Annotated in this window: 12 protein-coding genes; 4 read left to right on the top strand and 8 right to left on the bottom strand. The window is 67.2% G+C overall.

All coding sequences use genetic code 11. The features are described from left to right. Positions 1 to 17: 17 nt before the first annotated feature. From L1081_RS19405 to L1081_RS19395, 3 genes are read right to left on the bottom strand one after another with little or no spacing between them, the layout of a single operon-like run. The gene (locus tag L1081_RS19405; protein ID WP_489413633.1) at positions 18 to 521 is read right to left on the bottom strand and encodes a BON domain-containing protein; all 504 of its coding nucleotides are present in this window, start codon (positions 519 to 521) and stop codon (positions 18 to 20) included. After that, positions 518 to 1,027: a flavin reductase gene (locus L1081_RS19400; RefSeq protein WP_489413632.1), complete on the bottom strand. Its 510-nt coding sequence runs from the start codon at positions 1,025 to 1,027 to the stop codon at positions 518 to 520. The genes L1081_RS19405 and L1081_RS19400 overlap by 4 nt, the downstream gene beginning before the upstream one ends. A 41-nt stretch (positions 1,028 to 1,068) precedes the next feature. Further along, a complete protein-coding gene (locus tag L1081_RS19395) occupies positions 1,069 to 1,980 on the bottom strand; it encodes a LysR substrate-binding domain-containing protein (protein ID WP_489413631.1) in 912 nt (303 codons plus the stop codon). 108 nt (positions 1,981 to 2,088) lie between these two features. Here L1081_RS19395 and L1081_RS19390 point away from each other — a divergent pair, with 108 nt between their 5' ends. Beyond that, complete coding sequence (locus L1081_RS19390) at positions 2,089 to 4,110, top strand: alkyl sulfatase dimerization domain-containing protein (RefSeq protein ID WP_489413630.1); 2,022 nt, start codon at positions 2,089 to 2,091, stop codon at positions 4,108 to 4,110. Here the strand turns inward: L1081_RS19390 and L1081_RS19385 are convergent. Beyond that, complete coding sequence (locus L1081_RS19385; protein WP_489413629.1) at positions 4,092 to 5,321, bottom strand: nucleoside recognition domain-containing protein; 1,230 nt, start codon at positions 5,319 to 5,321, stop codon at positions 4,092 to 4,094. The two genes, L1081_RS19390 and L1081_RS19385, sit on opposite strands and share 19 nt — an antisense overlap. Before the next feature lie 73 nt (positions 5,322 to 5,394). On the opposite strand from L1081_RS19385, the gene L1081_RS19380 reads away from it, so the two are divergent. Continuing rightward, a complete protein-coding gene (locus L1081_RS19380; protein WP_489413628.1) occupies positions 5,395 to 6,981 on the top strand; it encodes a phospholipase D-like domain-containing protein in 1,587 nt (528 codons plus the stop codon). A 6-nt stretch (positions 6,982 to 6,987) separates the two neighbouring features. On the opposite strand, the gene L1081_RS19375 is transcribed toward L1081_RS19380, so the two are convergent. Continuing rightward, entirely contained in the window at positions 6,988 to 7,794 is an 807-nt protein-coding gene (locus tag L1081_RS19375; protein ID WP_489413627.1) for a metallophosphoesterase, read from the bottom strand. Positions 7,795 to 7,919: 125 nt separating this feature from the next. On the opposite strand from L1081_RS19375, the gene L1081_RS19370 reads away from it, so the two are divergent. Next, positions 7,920 to 8,093, top strand: a complete 174-nt coding sequence (locus L1081_RS19370) for a hypothetical protein (RefSeq protein WP_164547927.1) — start codon at positions 7,920 to 7,922, stop codon at positions 8,091 to 8,093. A 10-nt stretch (positions 8,094 to 8,103) separates the two neighbouring features. Here L1081_RS19370 and L1081_RS19365 read toward each other — a convergent pair whose 3' ends face one another. Continuing rightward, a complete protein-coding gene (locus L1081_RS19365) occupies positions 8,104 to 9,084 on the bottom strand; it encodes a LysR substrate-binding domain-containing protein (RefSeq protein WP_489413626.1) in 981 nt (326 codons plus the stop codon). A 107-nt stretch (positions 9,085 to 9,191) separates the two neighbouring features. Here L1081_RS19365 and L1081_RS19360 point away from each other — a divergent pair, with 107 nt between their 5' ends. After that, positions 9,192 to 9,740, top strand: coding sequence for a hypothetical protein (locus tag L1081_RS19360; RefSeq protein ID WP_489413625.1), 549 nt, complete (start codon positions 9,192 to 9,194; stop codon positions 9,738 to 9,740). An 86-nt stretch (positions 9,741 to 9,826) separates the two neighbouring features. On the opposite strand, the gene L1081_RS19355 is transcribed toward L1081_RS19360, so the two are convergent. After that, positions 9,827 to 11,695, bottom strand: coding sequence for a phosphoenolpyruvate carboxykinase (GTP) (locus tag L1081_RS19355; RefSeq protein ID WP_489413624.1), 1,869 nt, complete (start codon positions 11,693 to 11,695; stop codon positions 9,827 to 9,829). A gap of 148 nt (positions 11,696 to 11,843) precedes the next feature. Then, positions 11,844 to 11,996 carry a hypothetical protein gene (locus tag L1081_RS19350; RefSeq protein WP_164547926.1) on the bottom strand — a complete coding sequence of 51 codons (153 nt, stop codon included), beginning with the start codon at positions 11,994 to 11,996 and terminating at the stop codon, positions 11,844 to 11,846. Positions 11,997 to 12,023: the final 27 nt, after the last annotated feature.

Genomic DNA, 12,023 nt, shown 5'->3' with positions numbered 1-12,023 from the left:
CTGCTGCTGCTTGTTGTTCACCGGCCGGCCACGGGATACGGCGGCTTGCCCCGCGTGCCCACCATCAGGTCGGGCACCACGGTTTCCACATCGGGCACCGCACGCGCGGCGCGTTCGAGCTTCCTGGCCAGTGCGGCCGAGGGCACGCAGCCCTGCAGGTAGACCCAGCGCCGCTGGATCATCACCCACACGCTCGCCTTCTGCACGCCCGTCACGGCCAAGAGCGCGGCGCGCACCTTGGGCGCGAGCGGCTTGTCGTAGCGGTAGGCGTTGCTGTCGGTGCATTTGCCCGCGAGCCAGCAGCTGGTGCCGCGCTCCAGCCGCGAATGGGTCTGGGCGCGGCGCTCCTCGGCGGTATAGAACGGGCCTTCGGGCATGGCGCAGGCGGGCAGGCCGGCGGAAACCTGGAAGAAGGGATCGTCGAACCAGTTCTGCTTGAGCGGTGTGGCCGGCTCCTGCGCCACCACGTTCTGCGCAGCCAGCAGCAGCGACATGCACATGAACGCGGCGCCGCGGCTCACAAGGGATGTTCCGTGTAGAAGCGCCCGCCGTGGAACAGCAGCGGCGAGGCGCCGGCGCTGTGCGTGCAGCGCTCCACTTCGCCCACGAAGATCACGTGGTCGCCTTCGTCGTAGCGGCTGCGGTTGAAGCATTCGAAGCTCGCCGCCGCGCCCGCGAGCACCGGCGCACCGCCAAGCCCTTCGGTAAAGGCCACGTCGGCCCAGCGGTCGATGTTCTTGGTGGCGAAGCGCTCGGCCAGCCCTTTCTGGTTGGCGGCCAGGATGTTGATGGCGTAGTGCGAGCCGGTGCTGAGCGCCGGCATCGAGCCGGCCGCGCGCGCCAGGCTCCACAGCACCAGCGGCGGCGCGAGCGACACCGAATTGAACGAGTTGGCCGTGAGGCCGACCAGCGTGCCCTCGGCCGAGCGCGCGGTGACGATGGTCACGCCGGTGGCGAACATGCCGAGCGCTTCGCGGAACTCGTCGGGCGAAAAGGTGGGGGGCTTGGCCCGGCGGGGAGTGGTCACGGAAAAGGCTGGGCGGTGATCGGCAGGAGGACCATTTTGGCTCAGCGCACGGCGGACTGCTTGGCCGGGCCCATCAACTCTGTCACGAGCCGGATATAGACACTGGCGGCGGCCGAAGGCGTACGGCCCGCAAGCATCACCAGGCTGTAGTGCGTCTGCATGCCTGCAAAGCCGACGACCGGCAAAGGCGCGAGGGCGTTCGCGTCGGTGTCCAGGGCCGGTGCATGCGGCGCGAGGATCACCGCATTGGCGGTCAGGGCCAGGTGGCGAAGGGTGCCGGCGTCGTCGCAGGTCACGTTGAACGCGCCGCGGCCGTTGCGCCGAGTCTGGCGATCGAAATGCGCGGCCACTTCGGCGGGCAGGTTCGGGCCGGCCAGGGGATAGTCCATGGCCTTTTCCAGCGTCACCTGCTTCAGGCGGCGCAGCGGATGCCTGGGCTGCACGAAGAACGAGACCGGCAGGTCAGGCAGGCGCGCGAGCTTCAAGCCGGGCTGCTTCTTCAGGTCGCGGGTGTCGGCGATGAACAGGTCCAGCTGCCGCCGGTGCAGGCGCTCGCAGAGCGTGGCGGTGTCGGCCACTTCCATGCGCATGAGCAGTTGCGGATGGCGCTGCGTCATCAGCGACAGGGCCATGCGGCCGAGCGTGCTGGCAGCGAAGGGGCCGAGACCCACGGCAAGGCTGCCGATGGCGAGGCCTTCGAGCTGCAGCACGTCGCGCTGGATCTGCTGCGCATCTGCGAGGAGTTCGCGGGCGCGCGCCAGCACGAGCTCGCCTGCCTGCGTGAAGCGCACGGTGCCGTAGGCGCGGTCGATCAGGCGCGCTTGCAGGCTGTCTTCCAGGGTATCGATGCTGCGCGAGAGCGCTGGCTGCGACAGGTGCACGGCCTGCGCGGCGCGGCCGAAGCTGCCCTGCTCGGCAAGCGCAACGAGATGCTGGAGCTGGCGCAACTGCATTTTGCGTTCTGGTTAAAAAGGGAGTTCACATTTTGCATTTGCCAATGCTTCCGGTGGTTCGGAAAATCGCTCGCTGTTCCTGCTTTCGCCAAAGACAAAGAGACACCGATGCCCGCTTTTCCCTTTTCCGCCGTCCTCGCCGCACTGGCTTGCACGCTTGGCAGCGCGCCGGCCTTCGCGCAGGTCGCGCCCAAGGCGCCCGAACCCGCCACGCTGAAGGCCAATGCCGCCATGGCAAAGGCGCTGCCCTTCGCCAACCGTCAGGACTTCGAGGACGCGGTGCGTGGCTTCGTCGGCACGGTGCCCGATGCGCTGGTGCCGGGCGCCGGCTCGCGCCCGGCCTGGAGCATGAAGCCCTATGACTTCCTCAAGGCGAACGAAGCGGCCGACACGGTCAACCCGAGCCTGTGGCGGCAGGCGCAGCTCAATGCGATTCACGGCCTGTTCAAGGTGACTGATCGCATCTACCAAGTGCGCGGCTTCGACATCGCGAACATGACCATCGTCGAAGGCGACAACTCGCTGATCGTCATCGATCCGCTGCTCACGGCGGAGACCGCGCGCGCCGCGCTCGCGCTGTACCACCAGCACCGACCGAAGAAGCCTGTCGGCACGGTGATTTACACGCACGGGCACGCCGACCACTTCGGTGGCGTGAAGGGCGTGGTCAGTGAAGACGACGTGGCTGCCGGCAAGGTGCAGGTCATTGCACCCTCGGGTTTCATGGAAACCGCGGTGGCCGAGAACATCCTCGCGGGCAACGCGATGAGCCGGCGCTCGCAGTACCAGTTCGGCACGCTGCTGCCGCCCGGTGTGCGCGGGCAGGTCGATACCGGCTTGGGCAAGGCGCTCGCGCGCGGCACCATCACGCTGATCGCGCCCACGTCGACCATCGAGAAGACCACGGAGCAGCGCACCATCGATGGCGTGGAGATCGTGTTCCAGCTGGTGCCGGGCTCGGAGGCGCCGTCGGAAATGCTCATGTACCTGCCGCAGTTCCGCGTGCTCAACATGGCGGAGGACGTGACGCACAACATGCACAACCTCTACACGATCCGCGGCGCCGAGGTGCGCGACGGCAACCTGTGGGCCAGGTACATCGACCAGGCGCGCGTGGCCTTCGGCGAGAAGACAGACGTGCTGATTGCCCAGCATCACTGGCCCACCACCGGCCGCGATCGTATCGTCGACCTGCTGAAGAAGCAGCGCGACATGTACAAGTTCATCAACGACCAGTCGCTGCGCCTGCTCAACCACGGCTACACCGCGGCCGACATTGCCGAGACGCTGCGCATGCCCGCGAGCCTGGAGCAGGAATGGTCCGCGCGCGGCTACTACGGCACGCTGCGGCACAACGCCAAGGCCGTGTACCAGAAGTACCTGGGCTGGTACGACGCCAACCCGGCCAACCTGAACCCGCTGCCGCCGGTGGACCATGCGAAGAAGACGGTCGAATACATGGGCGGTGCCGACGCCGTGATCGCGCGCGCCCGCGAAGACTTCAGGCAGGGCGAGTTCCGCTGGGTAGCGAGCGCGATGAGCCAGGTCGTTTATGCCGATCCCGCCAACCGCGCGGCACGCGAACTCGGCGCCGATGCGCTCGAGCAGCTCGGCTACCAATCGGAGGCCGGCACCTGGCGCAGCGCCTACCTGGTGGGCGCGATGGAGCTGCGCAACGGCGTGCCGAAGATCCCCGGCGGCAGCAGCTCGAACGCCGACACGCTCAAGGCGGTGAGCAACGACCTGTTCTTCGACTTCCTCGGCGTGCGGCTCGATGCCGTCAAGGCCGAGGGCAAGGCGATGGTCATCAACTGGAACTTCACCGATTCGAACCAGAAGTTCGTGCTGACGCTGGAGAACTCCGCGCTCACGCATGTGGCGGGCCTGCAGGCAAGCGGGGCGGATGCCACCGTGACGCTGGGCCGCGCGACGCTCGATGCGATCACGCTGAAACAGACGACTTTTCCCGAGGCGGTTCAGTCCGGGCTGGTGAAGATCGAGGGCAACCGCGCGAAGCTCGGCGAGCTGCTGTCGATGCTCGATACCTTCGAGCCGATGTTTCCCGTGGTCGAGCCGCGCAAGCAAGCCGCCCTATCCCAGGCAGCTCAGGCTCAGCCAAAGAACCAGTAGCACACCGCAATCGCCGCCACCACCCCCGCCAGCTCGGCCAGCAGCGCGCAGGCCACCGCATGCCGCGCGCGCTGGATGCCGACCGCGCCGAAGTACACCGCCAGCACGTAGAAGGTGGTTTCGGTGCTGCCCTGGATGGTGGCCGCCACGAGGGCGGGGAAGCTGTCCACGCCCTGGCTCTTCATGGTCTCGATCAGCATCGCGCGCGCCGCGCTGCCCGAGAAGGGCTTGACCAGCGCCGTGGGCATGGCGTCGACGAAGCGCGCATCCCAGCCGCCCGCGCTTACCAGCCAGCGCAGGCCGCCGAGCACGAAGTCCAGCGCGCCCGAGGCGCGCAGCACGCCGACCGCGCACAGCATTGCCACCAGGTAGGGCAGCAGGTTCTTCGCGATGTCGAAGCCTTCCTTCGCGCCCTTGATGAAACATTCGTAGACCTTGATGCGCCGGATCGCACCGGCCAGCAGGAATACGATGATCACGCCGAACAGCGCGAGATTGCCCATGAGCGACGAGAGCGACGCAATGGCCGCCGCCGAGAGCGTGCCCAAAAGCGCCATGAAGCCGCCCAACAGCAGCGCGCCCGGCACCAGGTAGGCCAGCACCACCGGGTCCCACAGCCGCAGGCGCTGCGCCACAGCCACCGAGAGCAGACCCACCAGCGTCGATGCGCTGGTGGCCAGCAGGATCGGCAGGAACACCATCGTCGGATCGCTCGCGCCCTGCTGCGCGCGGTACATGAAGATCGTCACGGGCAGCAGCGTGAGCGAAGAGGCGTTGAGCACCAGGAACAGGATCTGCGCGTTGGTGGCCGTGACCGGGTCGGGGTTGAGCCGCTGCAGTTCGCGCATGGCCTTGAGGCCGATGGGCGTGGCCGCGTTGTCGAGCCCCAGCGCATTGGCCGCGAAGTTCATCGTGATGAGGCCGAGCGCCGGATGCCCCGCGGGCACGCCCGGCATGAGCCGCCTGAACAGCGGGCCCAGCAGGCGCGCGAGCCAGCCCACCAGCCCCGCCGCCTCCGCAATGCGCAGGAAGCCGAGCCACAGCGTGAGCGTGCCGAACAGCAGCACCATCACCTCGACCGCAAGCCGCGCCATGGCGAACAGGCTTTCGACGATCGCCGCGAAGACCGCCGGATCGCCGCCCACGAGCCAGCGCCCGAGCGCCGCCAGCATCGCCATTCCGAAGAAACCCAGCCACAAGCCGTTGAGCACGCGTGTTCTTTCCCTTTTTGTGAGCGCGATCATAGGGCTCCGCCCGCACTGCCGCGGGCTTACAGTGCGGGCCATGGCAGCCTCGCCTCTCGTTCGCAGACTCGCGGCCCTGATGCGGGCCGCCGTGGCCTGCGCGTGGCTGGCGGGCTGCGCAAGCCTCCCGCCGCCGCAACCGCACCCGCCGTCGTCTGCGGCCATCACCGACGTGACCGATACCGGACTCGGACGGCTCGCGGTGCAGGATGCGCCCGGCGGCTCCACGGGGCTGTCGGGTTTTCGGCTGCTGCCGGAAGCGGCCTTTGCGTTCGATGCCCGCATCTCGCTCGCACGGCATGCGGAGAAATCGCTCGACGTGCAGTACTACCTGATCCAGAACGACGACGTCGGCCTGCTGCTGCTGCGCGAACTGCGCGACGCGGCGGCGCGCGGCGTTCGGGTGCGCCTGCTGGTGGACGACCTCTACACCACCGGGGAGGACGAGGTGTTCAGCACGTTCTCTGCCTTTCCGAACGTCGAGGTGCGGCTGTTCAATCCGCTGCCTTCGCGGGCCGACTCGCTCGCGCTGCGGATCCTGTTCTCACTGGCCGATTTCGGCCGCATCAACCACCGCATGCACAACAAGCTGCTGGTGGCCGACAACAGCTTTGCCGTCTCGGGCGGTCGCAACATCGCCAACGAATATTTCATGCGCAGCACGGCGGCGAACTTCATCGACATGGACGTGCTTTCCGGCGGGCCGGTGGTGCGCCAGATGTCCGAAGGCTTCGACCGCTACTGGAACAGCGAGCATGCGTGGCCCATCGAGCGCATCGCGCCGCTGCGCATGACGGTGGACGAAGCGCACAAGCGCTTCGATGCCATCGCCAGCACCGCGCAGCCCGACGTGCGGATTCGCCAGCGCGACGTGATGGACAAGTCGCCGGTGGGCGAGCAGCTCGCCACCGGCAAGGTCGAGCTGCGCTGGGCGCCGTTCACGCTGTTCGTGGACGATCCCGCAAAGATCACGCGCACGCCCGAGGCAGCCTATGCGGGCAGCGTGAACGAGGGTGCGCTGGGCGTCATCAATTCGGGCAAGCGCGAGGTCAAGATCGCCTCGCCGTACTTCATTCCCGGCGCGCGCGGCATGGCCATGATGAAGGCCGCGATCGAGCGCGGCGGGCGCATCACGGTGGTGACCAATTCGCTCGGCGCCACCGACGAGCCGCTGGCCTATGCGGGCTACGAACGCTACCGCGCCGACATGCTGAAGATCGGCGTCACCATCTACGAGATCGCGCCGATGCTCACCACGCGTTCGGGGCATTTCGGCGACTTCGGCCGGTCGATCAGCCGCCTGCACGCCAAGCTTGCGGTGATCGACGACGACCGTTTCTTCATCGGCTCGATGAATCTCGATCGCCGCTCCGCCGCGGTCAACACCGAGATGGGCCTCGTGATCGACAGCCCGGAACTGGTGGCCGACTACGAAAAGCTCTTGAGCGGAGCGCGCGTGAGCCTGGGCTACCGGCTGCGGCTGGCACCCGACGGCCGCCGCGTGCAATGGCTGGAATACGACGACGCCGGCGGCGACATCGTCCACGAGGACGAGCCCGGCGAATTTCTCTGGCTGCGCTTCAAGAACTGGCTGCTGCTGCCGATCGTGGGCGAAGAGCTGCTGTAAGCGCGCTCAGGGCACCTCGATCAGCAGGTCCGGCCGAAAGCCCTCCTGTTCGCCCTTGCCCTTGTAGCCGAGCGGGTTGGCGACCACGCGACAACCGTCCTTCACGTAGTCGAAGGGGCAGTGCAGGTGGCCGTGCAGCCACAGCCGGGCGCGCGGCAGCAGCGCATCGAGCGAATTGCAGAAGCCGGCCGTGCCGGGTGTGAGGCCGTAGCGCGGATCGGCGCTCGCAAGGCTGGGCGCGAAATGCGTGATGGCGACCGTGGTGCCGTCGAAAGGCTCGGCCAGGGCCTGTTCGAGCCAGGCCTGGCAGGCCAGCGCCTGCTCCCGCATGGCGCCGGCCATGAAGGGCTGGCCGCGGCGCACCGTGGCGGCTTTCTCCAGGTAGAAGTCGGCCGCGCGCATCGCCTTGCCGCGCTTCTTGAGCGCGTCGGCCAGGCCGTCTGTGGGCTCCACCAGCGCGTCGAAGTCGGCCCAGAGCGTGGTGCCGATAAAGCGGATGCCGCCGATCACCAGGGTCTCGCGCTCCAGCCAGAGGATGTCGAGCTCCCGGCACAGCGCGCGCAGGCGCTCGTGGGTCTGGTCGAAGTCGGCGTTGTCGTATTCGTGATTGCCCGGCACGTACATCACGGGCACCGGCCAGCCGTTGCGGGGCGAGAAGCGTCCCAGGCCGAAGTCGGGGTCGGCCAGGCGCGAGCCTTCCTGGTAGGAGCCGATGTCGCCCGCCAGCACCAGCATGTCGGCGCCCGCCGCGGGCTCGGCGTGGAAGCGGGGGTGAGATTCCAGGTGCAGGTCGGAAAGCAGTTGCAGCTTCATCGTCTGCTCAGTCTAGGGGAATCAGCCCATGCACAAAGCGCATGAAGTGGGGCTTTCAATATTAGGGATAACCCCTATTCTTAGGACATCAACCACTCCAGCGCAGCCAAAAGCAGCGCACTGTCATGTTCAGCCTCATTGCCCAAGTGGCCCGTTTCTTCCGTTCTTCCGCCGCCAACGCCCCGGCCAGCCATGCCGCCGCGCTGATGGAAAGCGCCGATGTCCGCGCCGGCCGCGGCGCGCATCACGCGCAGGAACTGCGCGCGGCCGCCAGCGCCTGGCTCTCGGTCATCCGCTAAAAAAAACCGGTCATCCGGGCACCTTCTGCCCGAGGACCGAATCCGCAAAAGCCGCCGCGGCGGAGCGCAGCAGCGCGGTGCGCAGCCACTCGTGCGCATGCCCGTGCTGCGCGCGCCGATGCCAGATGGCGTCGACGTGCACCATCGGCTGGTCGAACGGCAGGTCGCGCAGCACCAGTTGCTCGTCGATGCCGGTCACGGTCACGAAATGGCGCGGCAGCACCGTCAGCAGGTCTGAATTGGCGACCACCCGGCCGGCCGTGAAGAACTGGTTCACGGTCACCACGATGCGCCGCTCGCGTCCCAGGGCGCCCAGCGTCTGGTCGATGAAGCCGTAGGGACGCCCCGAAAAGCTCACGAGCAGGTGCCGCGCGGCGCAATAGTCGTCCAGCGTGAGCGGCGCATTCGCCAGCGGATGGCCGCGCCGCATCACGCAGACGTACTGCCCCAGGTAGAGCCGCTGGGTCTCGAACGCCACCCCCACGCCCGACTGCCCGCGCGCCGCCAGGCTGGCGATCACGGCCGGAAAGTAGCCGATCGCCATGTCGACTTCTTCCTGCTCCAGCATCCGCCGCGGATCGCGGGTTGTAAGCGGTAGAACGCGCAGCGAGATAGCGGGCGCTTCCTTCTCCACAATCCGGACCAGCCCCGGAATGAGTTCGGCAGCAGTGGCGTCGGCCATGGCCAAGAGGAAGGTGGTGTCCGCGGTCGCCGCGTCGAACTCGCCCGGCGCCAGCGTGTGCTGCAACTGGCGCAGCGCGTCGCGCACCGTGGGCCAGAGCGCCAGCGCGCGCGGCGTGGGCTCGACACCCGCGCCGGAGCGGCGCACCAGCTCGTCGCCGAGCACCTCGCGCAGGCGGCGCAGCGAATTGCTCACCGCGGGCTGGGTGATCGACAGGTTGCGCGCGGCGCGCGTGAGGTTGCGCTCCGCCATCACTTCGTCGAAGACGCGAAGCAGGTTGAGGTCGAGTGTGCGGAAGTTGACGTCCATCAGTGATGTGAATGATAAACATCAGAAAGATAAAGTGGCAAAACACTAGGGCAAACCCTAATATCTCTCCATCGGCACCAGCCATTCGTCCCACGGAGGGATTCATCATGACCAGCTTTGTCCACGTAGACCAACCCACTGTCCATCCCGGCGTCCAGCGCGCCGAGATCCTGTTCGGCCAGATCAAGGCCGCACGCGCCGGCGCGAACGGTTCGCGTCCGCTGATCGCCCTGCTGATCGTCGCCGTCGTCGCGGCGGTGATGGTGGTGGCCGACAAGCTCGTTTCCAACTGGGACGAAGGCGCGCTGCTCGCCGCCTGGACCGTGCTCTGCGGCGCCGCCTTCGGTATTGCCGCGCTGTTTGCCGGCTCGCTGCGCGCTCCCCTGGCCCGCGTGGCCAGTGCCTGGAACGCAGCCGCCGCGCGCCGTGCCTCGGCCCGCGCCGACGCCCGCTTCCTGGAAACCGCCCAGAACGACCCGCGCGTGATGCAGGAACTGCAGGCCGCCACGTGGCGCCAGCAGTCCGAAGGCAAGGTTTCGGTCGCTGCTGCGGCCAAGGTGGACGCGGTGGCCCGCGTGGCCGCACGCTCCAGCGAAGCGCGCATGCCGACGCTCTACGAAGCCATGCGCCGCATGAACAGCTCGCGCTACTACTGATCGATCGCCAGCCGTTCAATGAAAAAGCCGCCCTCGGGCGGCTTTTGCGTGTGCGGACAAGCCGCACAAGGCCCAAGGGCCGGGCGTCAGGCCGCCAGGCGCTGCTCGATGGCCGCCTTGGTTTCCGGCAGCTCCTTCGGCAGGTGGTGCGCCAGCTGCTGGAACAGCTCGGCATGCAGCTTCAGCTCGGCTTCCCAGGCGGCCTTGTCGATGCTGGTGACGGTGGCGAACTGCTCGGCGCTGAAATCCAGGCCGGTCCAGTTGAGGTCTTCGTAGCGCGGGCTCACGCCGAAGACATGGTCCACGCCCTGGGCCTTGCCTTCGATGCGATCGATGATCCACTTCAGCACGCGCATGTTCTCGCCGTAGCCGGGCCAGACGAACTTGCCATCCGGCCCCTTGCGGAACCAGTTGGTCGTGTAGATGCGCGGCTGCCTGGCACCCGAAGCCTCGACTTTCTTGCCCAGGTCGAGCCAGTGCTGGAAGTAGTCGCTCATGTTGTAGCCCATGAAAGCGAGCATGGCGAACGGGTCGCGGCGCACCACGCCCACCTGGCCGACGATGGCGGCGGTGGTTTCCGAACCCATGGTGGCGGCCATGTAGACGCCTTCTGTCCAGTTGCGGCCTTCGGTGACCAGCGGCACCGTGGTCGAGCGACGGCCGCCGAAGATGAAGGCGTCGATCGGCACGCCGGCGGGGTCGTCCCAGGCCGGATCCAGCGCCGGGTTGTTGGTGGCGGCCACGGTGAAGCGCGAGTTGGGGTGCGCGGCCTTGGCGCCGGTTTCCTTGGCGATCTGAGGCGTCCAGTCCTTGCCCTGCCAGTCGATCAGGTGCTCGGGCAGCTTCTTGCCGGGCACGTCGTCCTCGAGGCCTTCCCACCAGACGTCGCCATCGTCGGTGAGCGCCACGTTGGTGAAGATCACGTCATGGTCCAGGCTCTTGAGGCAGTTGGGGTTGGTCTTGAGGTTGGTGCCGGGGGCCACGCCGAAGTAGCCGGCCTCGGGGTTGATGGCGTACATGCGGCCATCCTTGCCGGGCTTGATCCAGGCGATGTCGTCGCCGATGGTCGTGACTTCCCAGCCGTCGAAGCCGGCCGGGGGCACCAGCATCGAGAAGTTGGTCTTGCCGCAGGCCGAGGGGAACGCGGCGGCCACGTGGTACTTCTTGCCCTCGGGCGAGGTCACACCCAGGATCAGCATGTGCTCGGCCAGCCAGCCCTCGTCGCGGCCCATGGTGGAGGCGATGCGCAGCGCGAAGCACTTCTTGCCCAGGAGTGCGTTGCCGCCATAGCCCGAACCGTAGCTCCAGATCTCGCGGGTTTCGGGATAGTGAACGATGTACTTGGTCTTGTTGCAGGGCCAGGTCACGTCCTTCTGGCCGGCCTCGAGCGGGGCGCCCACGGTGTGCACGCAGGGCACGAACTCGCCGTCGGCGCCGAGCACCTCGTACACGGCTTTGCCCATGCGGGTCATGATGCGCATGTTGACCGCCACGTAGGGGCTGTCGGAAAGCTCGATGCCGATGTGGGCAATGGGCGAGCCCAGCGGGCCCATGCTGAACGGCACCACGTACATCGTGCGGCCCTTCATGCAGCCGTCGAACAGCGGCTGCAGCGTAGCGCGCATTTCGGCCGGGGCCATCCAGTTGTTGGTAGGGCCGGCGTTTTCCTTCTTCTCGGAGCAGATGAAGGTGCGGTCCTCGACGCGCGCCACGTCGCTCGGGTCGGACGCCGCGAGGAAGGAGTTGGGGCGCTTGGCCGGATTGAGCTTCTTGAAGGTGCCCGCGTCGACCAGTTGCTGGCAGAGGCGGTCGTACTCTTCCTTGCTGCCGTCGCACCAGTGAATGGCCTCGGGTTTGCAAAGCGCGGCCATGTCGGCCACCCAGGCAATCAGTTTTGCGTTCTTGACGTATGAGGGTGCCTGGATGGCGAGGCCCTGCATCGTGGGTGCGTTCATCGGAAATCTCCTAAGTTGAAAAAATCGTCTTTCCGAACGGGACGCCGCGCCTGCGATGGCGCGGAGGTCCGTTTGAGAAAACGTTTTCGCTTCGGGAGACTGCGTCAACGCGGGCCGCACAACCCGCGGACGAAGACGCAAACGACTGTCAGGCCAAGTAGACAGCGATGGATGCCAGCAGCAGCATCAGCACGCCGCCGGCCAGCGGGAGCACGATCGGCATCAGGTGCACGATCGATTCGACGGCGTCTTCTTCAACGGCGGCGGCGTGGCCGGGCTCGACGGGAGTGGGGTTGGACATTGAATTACCTCGAATACGCAAATACAA

Origin of the sequence: Variovorax sp. MSC1_012 (assembly GCF_023667525.1) — a bacterium.
GTDB lineage: Bacteria > Pseudomonadota > Gammaproteobacteria > Burkholderiales > Burkholderiaceae_C > Variovorax > Variovorax beijingensis_B.
Note: the sequence above shows the minus strand (reverse complement) of the source record. Positions and strands in the feature narration are given on the sequence as shown.